The sequence below is a fragment of the Variovorax sp. Root411 genome, from assembly GCF_001425205.1.
In the GTDB taxonomy this organism is placed as follows: domain Bacteria; phylum Pseudomonadota; class Gammaproteobacteria; order Burkholderiales; family Burkholderiaceae_C; genus Variovorax.
In genome coordinates this window covers 71,976-86,954 of record NZ_LMDW01000004.1, presented here as the reverse complement: position 1 = coordinate 86,954, position 14,979 = coordinate 71,976, and the positions used below count along the sequence as shown (strand labels likewise).

Annotated in this window: 15 protein-coding genes and 1 pseudogene; 5 read left to right on the top strand and 11 right to left on the bottom strand. The window is 64.1% G+C overall.

Annotation, left to right across the window (positions count from 1 at the left end; translation table 11 throughout):
- Positions 1–29: 29 nt before the first annotated feature.
- The 3 genes from ASC92_RS09070 (at position 30) to ASC92_RS09060 (ending at position 3,822) form a co-directional block, all read left to right on the top strand.
- The gene (locus ASC92_RS09070; RefSeq protein WP_056513574.1) at positions 30–1,532 is read left to right on the top strand and encodes an aldehyde dehydrogenase family protein; all 1,503 of its coding nucleotides are present in this window, start codon (positions 30–32) and stop codon (positions 1,530–1,532) included.
- 55 nt (positions 1,533–1,587) lie between these two features.
- Positions 1,588–2,568, top strand: a complete 981-nt coding sequence (locus tag ASC92_RS09065; protein WP_056513571.1) for a Bug family tripartite tricarboxylate transporter substrate binding protein — start codon at positions 1,588–1,590, stop codon at positions 2,566–2,568.
- Between the two features lie 315 nt (positions 2,569–2,883).
- Entirely contained in the window at positions 2,884–3,822 is a 939-nt protein-coding gene (locus ASC92_RS09060; protein ID WP_157609013.1) for a polysaccharide lyase family 1 protein, read from the top strand.
- A 100-nt stretch (positions 3,823–3,922) separates the two neighbouring features.
- Here the strand turns inward: ASC92_RS09060 and ASC92_RS09055 are convergent, their stop codons facing one another.
- The 9 genes from ASC92_RS09055 to ASC92_RS09015 are packed head-to-tail and all read right to left on the bottom strand — an operon-like array spanning position 3,923 to position 11,895.
- Positions 3,923–4,900, bottom strand: coding sequence for a helix-turn-helix domain-containing protein (locus tag ASC92_RS09055; protein ID WP_162245712.1), 978 nt, complete (start codon positions 4,898–4,900; stop codon positions 3,923–3,925).
- A 37-nt stretch (positions 4,901–4,937) separates the two neighbouring features.
- Positions 4,938–5,954: a branched-chain amino acid ABC transporter permease gene (locus ASC92_RS09050; RefSeq protein ID WP_056513562.1), complete on the bottom strand. Its 1,017-nt coding sequence runs from the start codon at positions 5,952–5,954 to the stop codon at positions 4,938–4,940.
- Positions 5,951–6,814, bottom strand: coding sequence for a branched-chain amino acid ABC transporter permease (locus ASC92_RS09045; protein ID WP_056513559.1), 864 nt, complete (start codon positions 6,812–6,814; stop codon positions 5,951–5,953). Before ASC92_RS09045 ends, ASC92_RS09050 begins: the two co-directional genes overlap by 4 nt.
- Positions 6,801–7,541 (bottom strand): ABC transporter ATP-binding protein, encoded by a 741-nt coding sequence (locus tag ASC92_RS09040; RefSeq protein ID WP_056513556.1) that lies wholly within the window; start codon positions 7,539–7,541, stop codon positions 6,801–6,803. Before ASC92_RS09040 ends, ASC92_RS09045 begins: the two co-directional genes overlap by 14 nt.
- Positions 7,538–8,254, bottom strand: a complete 717-nt coding sequence (locus tag ASC92_RS09035; protein WP_235505754.1) for an ABC transporter ATP-binding protein — start codon at positions 8,252–8,254, stop codon at positions 7,538–7,540. Before ASC92_RS09035 ends, ASC92_RS09040 begins: the two co-directional genes overlap by 4 nt.
- Positions 8,255–8,259: 5 nt before the next feature.
- Positions 8,260–9,534, bottom strand: a complete 1,275-nt coding sequence (locus tag ASC92_RS09030) for an ABC transporter substrate-binding protein (RefSeq protein WP_056513550.1) — start codon at positions 9,532–9,534, stop codon at positions 8,260–8,262.
- A 47-nt stretch (positions 9,535–9,581) separates the two neighbouring features.
- Positions 9,582–10,307: an SDR family NAD(P)-dependent oxidoreductase gene (locus ASC92_RS09025; RefSeq protein ID WP_056513547.1), complete on the bottom strand. Its 726-nt coding sequence runs from the start codon at positions 10,305–10,307 to the stop codon at positions 9,582–9,584.
- Positions 10,304–11,362, bottom strand: coding sequence for a 2,3-butanediol dehydrogenase (locus ASC92_RS09020; protein WP_056513543.1), 1,059 nt, complete (start codon positions 11,360–11,362; stop codon positions 10,304–10,306). The genes ASC92_RS09025 and ASC92_RS09020 overlap by 4 nt, the downstream gene beginning before the upstream one ends.
- A 5-nt stretch (positions 11,363–11,367) precedes the next feature.
- Positions 11,368–11,895: a 2,4'-dihydroxyacetophenone dioxygenase family protein gene (locus tag ASC92_RS09015; protein ID WP_056513540.1), complete on the bottom strand. Its 528-nt coding sequence runs from the start codon at positions 11,893–11,895 to the stop codon at positions 11,368–11,370.
- A 222-nt stretch (positions 11,896–12,117) separates the two neighbouring features.
- Between ASC92_RS09015 and ASC92_RS09010 the strand changes: the two genes are divergently transcribed.
- Positions 12,118–13,146: a helix-turn-helix domain-containing protein gene (locus ASC92_RS09010; protein WP_157609012.1), complete on the top strand. Its 1,029-nt coding sequence runs from the start codon at positions 12,118–12,120 to the stop codon at positions 13,144–13,146.
- A gap of 450 nt (positions 13,147–13,596) precedes the next feature.
- On the opposite strand, the pseudogene ASC92_RS27975 reads toward ASC92_RS09010, so the two are convergent.
- Positions 13,597–13,981: pseudogene (locus ASC92_RS27975) on the bottom strand (transporter associated domain-containing protein); the annotation flags it as partial.
- 303 nt (positions 13,982–14,284) lie between these two features.
- Positions 14,285–14,446 (bottom strand): hypothetical protein, encoded by a 162-nt coding sequence (locus tag ASC92_RS28535; protein WP_157609011.1) that lies wholly within the window; start codon positions 14,444–14,446, stop codon positions 14,285–14,287.
- Between ASC92_RS28535 and ASC92_RS28530 the strand changes: the two genes are divergently transcribed.
- Positions 14,439–14,795 (top strand): hypothetical protein, encoded by a 357-nt coding sequence (locus ASC92_RS28530; protein ID WP_157609010.1) that lies wholly within the window; start codon positions 14,439–14,441, stop codon positions 14,793–14,795. The two genes, ASC92_RS28535 and ASC92_RS28530, sit on opposite strands and share 8 nt — an antisense overlap.
- The last annotated feature ends 184 nt before the right edge of the window (positions 14,796–14,979 follow it).

Here is a 14,979-nt window from a genome sequence, read left to right as displayed (position 1 = left end):
TCTCTCTAGCAACCACCACATCCCGCACCATGAACCCCAAAGACCTTTCCCAGCAGGAGTTGGCACGCATCGGCTTCCTCTCGCGTCGCAGCTTCGACAATTTCATCGACGGCGTATTCCGGGAATCCCGCAGCGGCAAGCGCATCGATGTCGTCGATCCGGCGTCTGAATTGGTCGTGGCCAGCACGCCCGACAGTGACGCGGGCGACGTGGATGCCGCGGTCGCGGCGGCGCGAAGGGCGTTGGAGGACTCCGCCTGGTCCAGGATGCGGCCCGCCGACCGCGAGCGCGCCTTGTTCCGCCTTTCTCAACTGATCGAAGATCACGCGGACGAACTGAGCGCCATGGAAACCTTGCAGAGTGGCAAGTTGCAGGGTGTTGCGCGCATGATCGACGTGGGTTTCTCTGCCGAGTTCGTGCGCTATATGGCTGGCTGGGCCACCAAGCTGGAAGGCAGCACGCTGCAGCCCTCGATCCCGTTTCCTCCAGGAGCCCGCTACCACACCTACACGCAGCGCGAACCCGTGGGCGTGGTCGGCGCGGTGGTGCCCTGGAACTTCCCGCTGGCGATCGCGCTCTGGAAGATCGCACCTGCACTGGCAGCGGGATGCACAGTGGTGCTCAAGCCATCGCCCGAGACGCCGTTGACCGCCTTGCGCTTGGCCGCACTCGCGCTGGAGGCGGGCATTCCCGCCGGTGCACTCAACGTCGTGTGTGGAGGCGGCACGGCTGGCGCGGCCTTGTGCGCACACCCCGGTGTCGACAAGATCAGCTTTACCGGCAGCACGCAAACCGGACGTGCCATCGGCCACACCGCAGTCGATCGCATGGCGCGTTTCACGCTGGAATTGGGTGGAAAGTCTCCCATGATCGTCTTGCCGGATGCCAACCCTGTCGCCGCCGCCGCAGGCGCTGCCATGGGCATCTTCTTCAACCAGGGCCAGGTCTGCGCCGCAAGTTCGCGGTTGTATGTTCATCGCAGCCTGTTCGACCAGGTCGTGAATGAAGTGGCGCGCCAGGCAGAGGGAATGCGTATCGGCTCCGGGTTCGACGCCACCGCGCAGCTGGGGCCGGTTGTCTCGCGCCGCCACTTCGACCGGGTCATGGGGTTTATCGACGGCGCACTCCGCGAGGGAGCGACGGCCCTGACCGGCGGAGAACGCGCACGCGACGCTGGCTGCTTCATCAAGCCCACCGTGTTCGTCGACGTGAATCCCGGCATGCAGGTGGTGCGCGAAGAGGTTTTCGGACCCGTGCTCGTCGCCATGCCGTTCGACGATGTGGAGGACGCCATCCGCCAGGCCAACGACACGCCGTTCGGACTGACAGCCAGCGTGTGGTCGAACGATCTGTCCGCGGTGCACCGGATCATCCCCCGCATCAAGGCCGGCACGGTCTGGGTCAACACCCATAACTTGCTCGACGCGAACCTGCCATTCGGTGGCTACAAGCAAAGCGGTTTCGGTCGCGACCTGGGCCGCGCTGCAGTCGAGTCCTATACGGAACAAAAGAGCGTCTGCATGTCCATCTAGCGTGCCGCTCTATCTACAAGAACAAGGCCGGCGGTCAACGCCAGGAGACAAAGAGATGCCCACACGCCGTAAATTTACAAGCCAGCTCGCCGCCATGGCGGCCCTGGGCACTACCCCGATGCGCAATGCGCATTCGCAAGGCACGCAGCTCGCGAGAATACTGGTCGGCTTTCCGCCAGGAGGCGCCACGGACGCGGTTGCGCGACGTTTGGCCGAAAAGCTGCGAGGCAGCTACGCAAACACCGTCGTGGTCGAAAACAAGCCAGGTGCGGCCATGCAGATTTCCATTTCGGCGCTGAAGGACAGTGCGCCGGATGGGAACACCTTGCTGTTGTCGCCCACCGCGCCGTTCTCCGTCTACCCCTTTACCTACCGCAAGCTCCCCTACGTCGCAGAGGACGTGGCGCCCGTGTCTTCGATCTGCTCGTTCGCCTTCGGGTTCGCCGTGGGCCCGGCAGTACCTGCGAGCGTACGGGGTATCAAGGACTACATCGCCTGGTGCAAGGCGAATCCGACCCACGCCAACTTTGGCTCGCCCGCCGCAGGCTCCACGCCTCACCTGCTTGGCATCCTGCTATCCAAGCTTTCAAACACCGAATTGACCCATGTCGGCTATCGCGGAGACGCGCCCGGACTGCAGGACCTGATGGGCGGCCAGGTGTCCGCCTATTCGTCGACAGTGGGAAGCTTCCTGCCGCATCTCAAAAGCGGAAGGCTTCGACTCATCGCTGTTTCCGGGAATGGCCGCAACGCGTTCGTTCCCGATGTTCCCACGTACCGTGAGCAGGGATATGCAATCACGGCCACGGAGTCGTTTGGTTTGTTCCTTCCCGGAAGGACCTCACAAGACATCGTGCGTCGCGCAGCTGCCTATGTTCAGCCGGTTCTGGCGCAGGGGGAAATGATCGCTGCATTGGGAGACGTCGGCATGACTGCGAAGCCCAGCACTCCGCAAGCTCTGGCCGACCTCATCAAGGCCGATACCGAGGAATGGCGCCGCTTGATCAAACTCGTCGGCTTTACGGCGGAGTCCTGATACATCGGAGCCTCGCGACGTACGGTTCTTTCCGGCCCTTGCTGCGCCGAATGCGGCCCCCACGCAGGACAACAGGCAATCGTTCGATCGATTTGTCACAAGCGACAAATGTGACGTTCCCGAATCGGCCGAGCTGCCTCGTCCGTGGAAATTTCCCGTTTCTGACAAAGCGCGCTCGCGTTGGCGAGAAGAAGCAGAAATGGTTCCTCCGGTCCTGCGCCAGCGTCCACTTCGAGCAGCCTCAGCGCCGGATTTGCCGGCGAGGTCACGGGAGGCGGCAAGGTCGCGGCCATCACGGTGTCTACCGCTGCGCAGATGCAGGCAGCCATTGACGCCTACATCGGGAACGGTGGGCTGGTGATCCGCTACAACGGAACCTTCGATTTCGCCAGCATCACCGATGCCTGCACGCAGTGGAAGTTGCCGGCCGGCGCCATTGTCAATATCGAGGACAAAAGCAACATCACCATCGAAGGCGCGGACAACTCGTCGGCCAACTTCGGGCTGGCCATCAAGGCCAATGCCGCGAACATCGTCATCCGCAACATGACGATCGGCCTGCTGCCGGGTTCGATCGATGCGATCGGCATCGAGGGCCAGGGAGGCAATTTTCCGGGCCACATCTGGATCGACCACAACACGCTGTTCAGCAGCCTGAAGGAGTGCCCGGGCGCCGGCGACCTGGAGTTCGACGGACTGCTCGACAACAAGGCGGGCGCGCACCACATCACCTATTCGTACAACCACATCCACGACCACCACAAGGTCGGCCTCATCGGTTCGAGCGACAGTGATTCCAGCGACCGCTTCATCACCTTCCATCACAACGTCTACGAGAACGTCGGCTCACGCCTGCCGCTGCAGCGCGGCGGCTACACGCACCTCTACAACAACCTGTACAGCGGCGTGGCCACCTCGGGTGCCAACATCCGCATGGGTGGCTTCTCGCTGATCGAAGGCAACTACTTCGAGAACACGCAGAACCCCGTGACCTCGCGCGACAGCTCGGCGATCGGCTTCTGGGAACTGCGCAACAACAACATCAAGACACCGGCCGACTTCAGCACCTACGGGATCACCTGGGTGGCCAGCTCGTCCTCCCCGTCGCGCGACGCGACCGACTGGATCACGACTGGCGTGTTCCCGGTGGGCATCCCCTACGCCTACACGGCGCACGACCCGGCCTGCGTGAAGCAGAAGCTGCCTGCGGTCGCTGGCGCGGGCAAGGCGCTCGCCCGCCTCAGCTGCAGCTGACGGCGGCGCCGTGGCGACCAGAGCCCGTTGGGCGGGCCGGTCGCTCATCCGGAAACCGCGGCCGATGGTCCGACCCGAGGCACGCTGCGGAGAGCGTCGCTTACTGTAGAACCGCGGTGCGGCGTGAATCGAAGGACAGGCGCTGGCACTCGCCGGGTGTCATGCCGTAATGCTGCTTGAAGAGGCGGCAGAAGTGGGCGGTGCTCTTGAACCCCCACGCGTAGGCGATTTGCCCAGCGGATCGGCCCACGTGGACTTCGTTCATGAGTGCCTTATGACAGCGCTCGAGCCGTGCGTTCCAGATCTGCCGCTCGAGGCCGACCGGGTCGGTCTCGAAGACCTTATGCAGATAGCGTCTGGAACAGCGTAGCGCGTCGGCGACCCCCTGGATACTCAGGTCCGGCTCGCAAAGATGGGCCTGGATGTACTGCTGCGCCCGCAGCTTCAGGACAGAGGGCAGGGGTAACGGCTCGCCGACACGGCGAAAGGTCTCGACCAGAGTCGAGCCGAGCAGCCCCATGACCGATTCGCTGATGGCTTGCCCGACGCCATCGGGCAGGCTGGGCAATTGCTCGCTCAATGCACGCAGGTAGGTGCCGAAAACACCATGCAGGCCAGCCACGTTGTCGTGGCCCGCCTGTCCCGCGAGCGGCCCGGAAAGCTTCAGTCCTGAAAGGAGTGCACGCGGCACCTGGGTCACCAGCAGTGCGCATCGTTCGCGGTTGGTGATCGTGTACGGCGCGCGAGGATCGTAGAGGATCCACTCTCCCGGTTGAAGCTCCACGCGTCGGTGCTCTTGCTCGACGACACCGCGACCGGAAACTTGCAGGACGAGCTTGTAGAACTCTTCCGTCGGAAGTTCACCGCAAGTGTTGTCGCGCGCCACGTGGTGCGCCGGCGCGGTGATGCTGAACATGCGCAGGGCACCAACATCGTAGGTGTCGAGGGACGCATCGAGGGGCTCGTCATCCAGGCTGGACACCCTCAAGCGACCAAAGTACCGCGTGTTGATGCTGCTCCAGGCATCGGCGCGTTCACAGGCGAACACGCGGTTTGTTGACCAATGGGTAGTGTGCATGGTGACCCTCAGAAATCGAGGACGGGGCAGTAGTCCTTCATTCGCCTTCGCGAGACCGAAGCCACCACCGCGTCGGGAACCAATGCCATGCCCAGCGGCCGCCAGTCGCACCCCACAATCCGCCTCGGGCATAAAGCGCGACGACCAACGTCAGCAGGCCCAGCATGATCATGTAGCCGGCACCGTAGCTCGAGAACAGGCGATCGGCCGCGAAGTAAAGCACCGCACCGATCAGCGGCCCCTCCAACGTTCCGATGCCGCCGACCATGACCATGAAGATCACGATGGCGATCCAGTTGGGATCGAAGCCGGCGTTCGGCGAAAGTCGCAGCGCACTGAGGTAGTAGACCGCTCCGACAAGGCCGGTTCCGACCGCCGCGCCCAGGAAGACGAGGAAGCGCAATCGCTCGACGTCGACGCCCTGGCTCAAGGCGGACACCGCGTTGTCGCGCATGGCCGTGAGCGCCAGCCCGTGCCGCGACCGCAACAGCCAATAGCTACCACCAACCGTCAACACCAGCATCAATGCCGCCAACCAGAGGACCCCGACCTGGCGCTCCTCGAGGGTGTACTTCTGCATGGCCCGGAGCGTCATGCCCGAACTGCTTCCCAGCCACTCTGTGTTCGATATGGCGAGCCGGCACACTTCGGCAACCACCCAGGTTCCGATCGCGAAATATGGCCCCTCCAGACGGCGCAGGAGCGCGTACGTGGGCACGGCAAGCAGCGCGGGGGCCAGCAGGCAGAGCGCTGCGGCGGCGAACGGGTCGATTCCGAAGTGATTGGCCAGCGCGAACATCGCGTAGGCGGCAACGCCCAGGAATGCCTGCTGCCCGATGGAGACCATCCCGCCGTAGCCCGCCAGCAGGTTCCACATCGACGCGAACGCCAGATAGCAGCTGAACTCGACGACCGAGCGAGTGACTCCCGAATCGGCCCACCAGGGCAAGCCAAGCATCAGCAGCAGGGCCACCGCGGCAATGGCGAGTGCAGCACGCCCCCCGCGCGTCTGCCGCGAGACGAGTCCGCCCTGCGGGGTGACTGATTTCGTCATCGGCTGCCTCCACCAAAAAGGCCCTGGGGCCGGACCGCCAACACGGCGAGAAAAACCAGATGGCCGGCCAGCGAGCCCCAGCCGGCATCGATCCGTCCGCCGACTACTTGCGCGACGCCGAGCAGCAGCGCGCCCAGGAACCCGCCCCAGAGCGACCCCATGCCGCCGATGATGACCGCCTCGAAAGCGTAGATCAGCTGGCCAGGACCATCGGCGGGCGAGACGGTGACCCGCAAGGCATGGAACACAGCCGCCACCCCGAGCACGCCCACCGCCAGCGCCGTGGCGCCCGCGTAAACGTGGCGCGGGTTCACGCCGATCATCGAAGCCGCGTCGGCATCGGCCGCCGCCGCCCGGAGGGCGCGACCGAATCGCGTGCGGCGCAGCAGCAGGTGGATGGCCCCCGTCAGCAGCAGTGCCGCGCAGAAGATCTGCACAGGCAGCAGGCCGACGAAGAGCGGTCCGATGGACAGGCTCGCCGACTCCAGCCCGTTGCCTGGCAACGATCGCGCATCGGCCGTGAACCCGGCGAGCAGCGCGTTCTGGATCGTGATCGACAAGCCGAACGTCGCGATCAGCGAAGGCAGCGGGTCGCTTCCGACCGCGCGGTTCAACACCAGCCGCTGAAGCGCATACCCGCCGACGGCGGCCAGAGGCACCAGGACGAACATCGTCGCGTAGGGCCCGATGCCCAGGTAGGTCGCGATGACGATCGCCGCGAACGACAGCAGGATCAAGAGATCGCCGTGGGCGGTGTTCACGATCCGCATCACGCCGAACATCAATGACATCCCCAGCGCGTATTGCGCATAGAGGCCTCCCAGGAGCACGCCCTGTATCGCTGCGTCAAGCCACTGCATGATGAGAAGCTCCGAAGTAGGCTTGCGTGATTTCCGCCCGGCTGGCCTCGGCCGACGCGCGGTGTAGCGTGACCCTGCCCTCGAGCAGGCAGTACAGGCGCGATGAGGCCGATTTCGCCAGACCGACATCCTGCTCGACGATCAACGCGGCGGTGCCCTCGGCCGTGATGGTGGGCAGCGCCGCATAGATTTCGCGGATGACCAGCGGCGCGAGACCGAGCGAGATCTCGTCGCACAACAGCAGCCGCGGATTGCACAGGAGCGCCCGGCCGATCGACACCATCTGCTGCTGCCCTCCGGAGAGCGACTCCACCCGCGCGTCCCGCTTGTCGCGCAGCACGGGGAAGAGCGCATGCACGCGTTCCAGCGTCCACGCGCGGCCGTTCTCGGGCAGTTGGCGCCCATGGTCCCGCGCCACCAGCAAGTTGTCTTCGACCGACATGCCGGCGAAGAGTCGCCGCCCCTCGGGAACCATCGCAAGGCCCAGTTGGACCGATTCGTGTGGCGATCGGCGAGCGATGGGTTCACCGTCCAGCCGCACCGTGCCCGGCGAGGTCGACACCAATCCCATGAGGCACTTCAGGAACGTGGACTTGCCTGCGCCATTGGCGCCGATGAAGGCCACGACCTCTCCGCGATGAATCTCGAAGTCGATGCCGAAGAGCGCCTGGAAGTCGCCGTAGCCCGCGGTAAGCCCATGCGTGGAAAGCAGCGGATTGCGGCTCATGCTTCGATTCCCATGTAGATGCGCTGCACCGCCGGATCCGCCATCACATCGTGAGGAAGGCCCTCCGTGAGCTTGCGCCCCGAGTCCAGGACCATCACGCGGTCCGCCACCGCCATCACCGCGCGCAGCACGTGCTCGATCCAGACGACGGTCACGCCTTGCCGCTTGATGTCGAGCACGAGCTGCACCAGCTTGTCGGCCTCTTCATCGGTCAGCCCACCCGCGATCTCATCGAGCAGCAGAAGTTTCGGGCGGCTCGCGAGCGCGCGCGCCAGTTCGAGCCGCTTGCGGTCCAGCAGCGTGAGCTGGCCTGCCGGGATGTTCGCCTTGGACCGGAGTTCGCATTGCTCGAGCACCGCGGCACAGTGCCGGCTGGCACCGGCTTCGTCCAGGCGGGCCCCGAACATGGCGGCCACGAGCAGGTTCTCGAAGGTTGTCATTCCGGCGTAGGGCTTCGGAATCTGGTACGTGCGCCCGATGCCGAGCCGGCATCGTTCGAAGGGCCGCTCGCGCCGCAGCCGGCGCCCGTCGAACGTCAGTTCACCACCATCGACGACCACGTCGCCGCTGATCAGGTTGAACAGCGTTGTCTTGCCGGCCCCGTTGGGGCCGAGGATCGCCAGGGCCTCGCCCTGGCTGACATCGAAGTCGACGTCCGACGTGACGACATTCGCGCCATAGGCCTTCTGCAAGCCCCGGGCCGACAGCAACACCTTGCTCACAGCGGCTTCAGCTTGGCCGCCGCCGGCACGATCTTCGCGGTGCTGTTGTCCACGATCGCCAGCTCGTACTTGAACTTCTGTCCCTTGACCCATTGGCCGCCCAGCACCGGGGTCTTGCCCACATTGGCGACTGGCCCCCTTTTCCAGTTGACCGGCCCGACCACCGTCGTGAGATCGGTCGCGCGGATCGCATCGCGCACGGCCTTCGGGTCGTGCGGTTTGCCGCTGCGCTTGAGCACGTCGATGGCCACCTCCCACAGCGCGTGCGAGTAGCCGAGCGGCTGCGTCCATTGCTTCTTGCTGGCCGCTTCGTAGTCGGCAGCGATCTTGGCGCTGGTTTCTCCGGTCAGCGACGACTTGAAAGGGAAAGTGGGTGTCCACCAGACCTCGCTGCTCATCCCTTCACCGAGGTCCCCCATGGCCTCCACCGCGGAGGGGAACAGCAAGGCCTTGCCGACCGTGACGATCTTCGGCTTGAAGCCCTGCTGCCGACACTGAGCCATGAAGGTCTTCAGGTCTTGCGGCAAGGTGATGCCGGCAATGATGTCCACGCCGGCCTTCTTGAACTCGGCGATCTGCGGAGAGAAGTCAGCGGTGAGCGGCTGGAAGAATGGAGGCGTCACGAAGGTGTAGCCCGCCTTGGTGACCGCCGGCGGAAAGCCGAACTCCTTGCTGGCCCAAGCTTCGCCGTCCGTGCTGCGCTCGAACAGGAACCCGATCTTCTTGTTCGTAGCAACGGAACCCCACATGCCGACAAAGCCGGCGATGATGTCTTCCAGCCCCCAGAAGAAGTGGTAGGTCCACTCGAAGGGCTTGTCCGGCTTGCCGCCGCGCGAGAAGAAGTAGCTTTGCCATGGCTGCACGGTCGACAGGCAGGGAACGCCGTTGAGCTCGCACTGGTCGGCCACCGGGTTGATGGTTTCCGACGTGCACGAGGGCAGCATCAGCTGCACCTTGTCCTTCAGAATCAGATTCCCGGCGAGTTCAGCCGCCTTGTTCGGGTTGGACTGGCTGTCACGCACGAGTATCTCGACCGGGTAGGTCTTGCCTCCGGTGGTGATGCCGGACGCCAGCAAGGCGCGCGCCTTGCCGACCATGTACTGGTCGGTCTCGCCAAAGAGTGCATAGGGTCCGGTCAGCGGACTGACAAACCCCAGCTTGATGGATTTTTCCTGGCCGAACGCCAAGCGGGGAAGGCCAAGTGCTGCGGCGGAGGCAGCGGCGGCAGTGCCCTGCAGAACGAGTCGGCGGTTGCGAGCGTGGGGTGTCATGTTGTCTCCTTGGATTTTTACGAGGGAGCGCGGATGCGCCTTTTCATTCAGACGGTCAGGTATCCGCCGTCCACGGGCAGGGTGACGCCGGTGATGTACCGGGCAGCAGGTGAGCAGAGAAAGACGATGGCGTCGGCCACGTCGGAGGGCTCGCCCCAATGCCCGAGCGGCGTCCGGTCCAGAATTCGCCGGCTGGCGTCTTCGTCTTGGCTCAGCGCTTCGGACAACGGTGTGGTGATCCAGCCCGGCGCAACAGCATTCACACGAACCTTCGCGGGCGCATAGCTCTGGGCCAAAGATTTGGTCAGTTGGACCACGCCGCCTTTGCTTGCCGCGTAGGCGGGCCGGTCCGCGCTGCCGAAGGTGCTGAACATCGAGGCGACATTGACGACGCAGCCGCGGGAGCGGATCAGCGCTGGCACGGCCGCATTGCAGGCGCGCATGATCGATGTGAGGTTGACGTCCAGCACGTGCTCGAACACATCCAGCTCATACTCCGCCCGGTCGCGGCTGATGCCGGCGCAGTTGACCAGAATGTCGATCGAGCCCTGCTGCGACAGCATGGCCTGCAGTGCAGGCCCGTCGGTCACGTCGAGCTCGACGCACCGGATGCGGTCATGCATCGGTGCGTGCTCGCCATCGGCCTTCAGGCCCGCGGCCAGCACGGTCGCCCCCAGGTCTGCAAGGCGCAGCGCAGTTCCGGCGCCAATGCCTGAAGTCCCGCCGATGACGAGCGCGTTGCGCCCTTCGAAAAGTGTCGGTGCAAAAGTCATCTCAGATCCTCTCCATTGGGTGCGACCAGGACCTTCACCTGGTCCTTGTCGGAAATCAGGGCTTCGAATCCCTGGGGTACGGCCTGCGAAAGCGACACTTTTCGGGTGACGATCGCGGACGGGTCGATGAGCCCTTTGGCCGTCCACGCAATCAGCGTTGGGAAGACATCCCGGTAGCCAACGCTTGCCGTCAGCCGCAGCTCTCGATTGACGATGTCGAAGATGTCCACCTGGGCCTTGCCCATGAGGCCGACGAGCACCGCCTCTCCACCTTTGCGCAGACACGCGAGCGTCGAGTCGATGGTGGCCTGCAAGCCCGCAACTTCGAATGCCAGCGCAGCCCCCCGGCCTGAAGTGACTGCGAGGATTCCGCTGGTGCTGTCGTGGCGCGAAGCATCAACGGCCCTGCTGGCCCCCATCGCTGCGGCGAGCGCCAGGCGTCCGGCATGGACATCCACTGCGATGATCTCGCCGGCACCGCACTGGCGCAGCATGGCGACGGTCAAGAGGCCCACAGGTCCCATGCCGAAGACCGCACAGGCATCACCCGGCCGCAGCCCGCTGGTTCGCACGGCGTGCAGCGCGACGGCAGCTGGCTCGAGGACAGCAGCCTGATCGAAGCGCACTTGCTCCGGTAGATCATGGACGGTGTACGCAGGTACCACGACCGTCTCGGCAAGTGCGCCATCGCCCATGAGTCCGACGAACCCCATGGAGATGCAGCGGTTGTACTGTCCCTGGCGGCAGTAGTCGCATGTGCCGCAGCGGTATTCCGGCTCGACGGCAACACGCGCGCCGACCCGGACGTCCAGGGCAGCCGATTCGACCACCGTGCCGCAGAACTCGTGCCCCAGCGTCAGCGGTGCGCGTCGCCCCGAGATGGGATGTGCGCATTCGACGGGAATGGCATGCGGGCCATCGACGTATTCATGCAGATCACTCCCGCAGATCCCGCAGTAGGCAACGCGGACGCGCACCTCGCCGGGTTGCAACGCGGAGTCCACCAGGTCCACCAATCGCAGATCCCGTGGCCCGTGCCAACGCAGTGCCTTCATGGCGCTCAGCGGAACAGCGTGTCGACGTACGCGGCGCCGATACCGACCTTCTCATAGTGCTCGCGGCACATCTGAATGTAGTCATGGACATCGAAGTGACCGGTGGACCCGCCGTTCTCATCGAGCCAGATCAGGGGTCCCTTCACGATGAAGAACACCCGCATCGGATCGGCATGCTCATACGAGACCAGCGTATGTCCCTCACCCGGCGTCTCGTAGACGAAGTCACCGGCCGTTGCGATCCAGTCGTGTTCGAGATAGCCCCATTTGCCCGAGATCGTGTACGCGAAGACCTCGTGCGGGTGGTAGTGCCGGTTCACGAGGCCCGGCTTGTCGGAACGCAGCACATCGGCCCACCTGTTCTCGCTCGGCGAGATCCACAGCGGGCGCGACGACACGGTCTCGCTGAAGGGCACGTAGTAGCGCAGATCGTCCGTCGCTGCATCGGGAATGTGCACCTCCGGCTTGGCGTCCGGCTTGAACACATTGGCGATCGGGGGAATGCCCCGCCAGAACTCAGTTTCGGCAATCATCGTCGTCTCCGTACAAACAGGTGTGGGGAGACACGACTTTGTCTTCGAACGAACGCGGACGCTGTTCCAGGCAGGACGAACTGTTTGCCTGCCTTGGACAATCGGCATGCCCTCAGGGATTCCCCTGATGGGGCAGCCACGTGCTGCAGCCGTTCGACAGATAAGATCGATTTCGAGAACCTTTGTACGCTCCTGTACTGCAGTCGGCCCGTCGTCCACATCATGCAATCCACCGCCACGGAGAAGGGTCGTTGCGTCCCCTTCAGGGAAGGCGCAACGGAGTTCGCGCCGGCGCGAGAGCGCTTGCGTTACTGGGAGTCGTACACCGCGTCCGAACTGGTCGGGCTTCGCTGTTCTTCCTATGCAGAAGAAGGCCTCAACGCGCGGCAGCGGAATTTCGATTTGAGCGCGCTCCGCATCGCCGAGATCGCCGGAAACGAACACGTGGTGGAGCGCACGATGCCCATCGTTCGCCGCCATCCGAAGAACTCGCTCTTTGCCTGCCTGTTGTTGGAAGGCGAGGCCTTTTTCTACCAGTCCGGCCGTTGTGACCTGGTCCGCAGTGGCGACCTCATCATCTACAGCACGGCGAAGCCGTACCTGTATGGGTTCACACGGCCCATGCGCCAGTTGCTGATCGACGTCAAGGCAGACGAACTGTTCGAGTCCGGCGACGACATCTCGCGAATTTCGCTACTCAAGATTGATGGCAGTCTTCGCGCAGGACAACTGCTCACACAGCCATTGCGAGACGGGATCATTGGTTTCATAGACAACCCGCTTGCCGATACCGCTCCAGCTTTGCATGAGGAAATTCGCGCGAGGTTGCGGATGCTGCTTCGCCCCTCGGCGCACGACGCGCCCCGAGGCGATGACGTCAACGCTCTGCGGCTCTTGAGGGCCGAGCGCTTTATCGCCGAACACCTGGGGAATCGCGAACTCGACGCCGAAGCGGTCGCAAACCACGTGGCCATGTCGTTGCGAAATCTGAACCGGATGTTCGAGAAATACGAGCGCAGCGTCACGCAGTGGATCTGGCAGGAGCGCCTTGCCTTGGCGCAACGCAAGCTCGCCGACGCCGCTCACGCCTACAGGTCAATCGGCGACATCGCACTGGACTGCGGCTTCTCCACGCAAGCCCACTTCGCTCGGGAGTTCAAGCAGCGTTACGGGCTGACGCCAACGCAGTATCGCGAGGCCCGGGCTAGCGCGAGCTCGTTCAACGGTGCCAAAGGTTCACGAGGCAGGTGACACTGCACCTGCAGGCCTGTATCTCGACACTGAAGAGATGTACCTGCGTGCGGGCGAGGGACTCTGCCGCTTGCGCAATTGCCCGCTTCTCTCAAGTCCCTCTTCGCGCCGGCAGCGCGAATCGCCGTCGCGTCAAAAACGCACGCCGAAGTCGCCCTTAATTGCGAGCTCCAGGCTCAGCCCTTGGGACAGGAGCAGCACAAAGCCTTAGTCGCACCGACATGCAGAACTCGGGCACCAGGCCCCTACCATCGCCCGATGTTGGCGATCGCGCCCTTGCTGGCCTGCACCAGGCGCGGGGCGATGGCACTGGCCGGCCTGACAGCGCAGTGGTGTTGGGGGTTATCAGGCGAGCGACGTCGTCTGTCGGTTGGTCGATGAATGGACCGGACAGCTTGGCCCCGGCGTTGTTGATCACGGGTTCGCGCGCATGCATCATGCATCGCGCGATCAGCACTCATGCTTGGCCGGTACTTTTTTGTGACTTTCGCCCCGCGCCTGCCTGCCGAGGCGCGTCGCAAGCACGTTGTCGATGGTCTTGCCATCCATGTCCACGGTTCCAGGCGCCAGCCCCCCACTCCACCGTACCGCCCGTTTTCGGCAATCGGCTGGTGATCAGCATCATCATGACCGCTGAGCGTGTGATAGCGGCCGCGGTTCTCTTCGGGTACTTCATCAAGATCCAGACGGTCTTTCAGGTCGGGCACGGGGATATGACCGTCCAGTAGCCAATTGCGCGCTGCACGGCCCAGGAGGTTTCCGGATCGCGCGGCCGGAACTCGCCTGTGAGTGCCTCGATCAGGTCCTGCAAGGTCACGATACGTTGGAGCTGCCCGTCGCGAGATCCTCGCGTCGCTCAGGCTTGCTGTGAGCCCGTCTGTGCTGTCGCGCGCACCTGGGCTCGTCGTGCGGATTGATCTTCGGCATTGAGCGAGCGGCAACTGGCCGACCCGCCCCGCTGGCCTGACCCGATGACGCTGGGCGGCGCGCAATGTGCCGCCCAGCGCGTATCCCCCGGTCTCATGACCGGAGATTTCCACCAAGGAGAAAACGATGCCCATCGGTTCGTCACCGCAAGAAGAATCCCACGAACAGCGGCTCGCGCATCGCGAGTTCGCCAGCCTGGCCATGGCCGGAGTCAAGGATTGGCCGCGCCCGCTGCTGCGCAGTCGCTGGTCAGGTCACCGCCCGGCACGACGCCCGGTACGGCGTCCACGCTGGTCCGGGTCGGTGGAATGGCGATAGTGACGCGCCAGAGCTGCGCGGTACGCTTGTCGGGAATCATGCAGGGAGTGGTCACGCCCCTCGACGTGCTCGAAGGCATTGCGGGAGAGTTTCCCGGCGAGGACGAAACACTGGCGATCCAGAAACTGAGCAACGACCAGTGGTCAGCCGCTGGCACGCCGACTTGCACCAACTGGAGCAAGCCCTCGAATCGGATGGTCTGGTCAGCGACGATGACAGCTTCACGTCTGCGGCCGGCTTTCTGCTCAACAGCCTCGGGCGTATCCCGCCTCGCGACGAGGTGCTCCTGCATCGGGATTTTCGAGTTCCGGGTGCGCGATGCGGATCGGCTGCGCATCAAGACCATCGGTGTGGCCAGGGTGTCGCCGCCTGCGTCGCTCGTCGTTAACGGCGCCGGTTCATAACCGGAAGCTCAGGGGATCAGATCCCAGTCGAGGCTGAGAAGAAAACGAAGCATCCCAACGCAGACGATGGCCGCAACGGGAAGCAACTCTCTACAGTGCCGCAGCCCAGTCGAACCCGAAGGCGCGATAAGCGCGAAGACGAGTCATGAAAGTGATCTGAGCGAGGCAACGGGTTTTGCAAGGC

What these genes read in the sequence shown, in the direction of transcription:
- ASC92_RS09070 (WP_056513574.1), top strand. Translation starts at nt 30, where the DNA reads ATGAACCCCAAAGACCTTTCCCAGCAGGAGTTGGCACGCATCGGCTTC.
- ASC92_RS09065 (WP_056513571.1), top strand. Translation starts at nt 1,588, where the DNA reads ATGCCCACACGCCGTAAATTTACAAGCCAGCTCGCCGCCATGGCGGCC.
- ASC92_RS09060 (WP_157609013.1), top strand. Translation starts at nt 2,884, where the DNA reads ATGCAGGCAGCCATTGACGCCTACATCGGGAACGGTGGGCTGGTGATC.
- ASC92_RS09055 (WP_162245712.1), bottom strand. Translation starts at nt 4,900, where the DNA reads ATGCACACTACCCATTGGTCAACAAACCGCGTGTTCGCCTGTGAACGC.
- ASC92_RS09050 (WP_056513562.1), bottom strand. Translation starts at nt 5,954, where the DNA reads ATGACGAAATCAGTCACCCCGCAGGGCGGACTCGTCTCGCGGCAGACG.
- ASC92_RS09045 (WP_056513559.1), bottom strand. Translation starts at nt 6,814, where the DNA reads ATGCAGTGGCTTGACGCAGCGATACAGGGCGTGCTCCTGGGAGGCCTC.
- ASC92_RS09040 (WP_056513556.1), bottom strand. Translation starts at nt 7,541, where the DNA reads ATGAGCCGCAATCCGCTGCTTTCCACGCATGGGCTTACCGCGGGCTAC.
- ASC92_RS09030 (WP_056513550.1), bottom strand. Translation starts at nt 9,534, where the DNA reads ATGACACCCCACGCTCGCAACCGCCGACTCGTTCTGCAGGGCACTGCC.
- ASC92_RS09025 (WP_056513547.1), bottom strand. Translation starts at nt 10,307, where the DNA reads ATGACTTTTGCACCGACACTTTTCGAAGGGCGCAACGCGCTCGTCATC.
- ASC92_RS09020 (WP_056513543.1), bottom strand. Translation starts at nt 11,362, where the DNA reads ATGAAGGCACTGCGTTGGCACGGGCCACGGGATCTGCGATTGGTGGAC.
- ASC92_RS09015 (WP_056513540.1), bottom strand. Translation starts at nt 11,895, where the DNA reads ATGATTGCCGAAACTGAGTTCTGGCGGGGCATTCCCCCGATCGCCAAT.
- ASC92_RS09010 (WP_157609012.1), top strand. Translation starts at nt 12,118, where the DNA reads ATGCAATCCACCGCCACGGAGAAGGGTCGTTGCGTCCCCTTCAGGGAA.